The 330-nt window shown below is 50.9% G+C and carries 1 protein-coding gene; it reads left to right on the plus strand.

The features are described 5' to 3' along the window. A partial coding sequence (locus tag ACO0LI_RS30700; RefSeq protein WP_423037724.1) for an IS5 family transposase occupies positions 1 to 330 on the plus strand: 330 nt, incomplete at both ends.

A 330-nucleotide genomic window follows, 5' to 3' on the forward strand; every position in this document is an offset into this window, starting at 1 on the left:
AAGCCTTATATGAATCCGTCTCCATGCGCAGCTTTGCCGCTATTGACCTGGGCAATGAAGCCGTGCCGGATGAGACCACTGTGTGCAAGTTCCGGCACTTGCTGGAACGTCATGACCTTGGCAAACGTATCTTCGAAGAAGTAGGCCGTCATTTGCAGGAGCGGGGAATGAAAGTGTCGGGCGGCACCATCGTCGATGCTACTATCATTTCAGCACCTTCTTCCACCAAGAACAAAGAAGGCAAACGTGATCCGGAAATGCGCCAGACCAAAAAAGGCAATCAATGGTATTTCGGGATGAAGGGACACATAGGCGTTGATAGCAAGACCA

The sequence above is a fragment of the Undibacterium sp. Tian12W genome, from assembly GCF_049339405.1.
Taxonomy (GTDB): domain Bacteria; phylum Pseudomonadota; class Gammaproteobacteria; order Burkholderiales; family Burkholderiaceae_D; genus Undibacterium.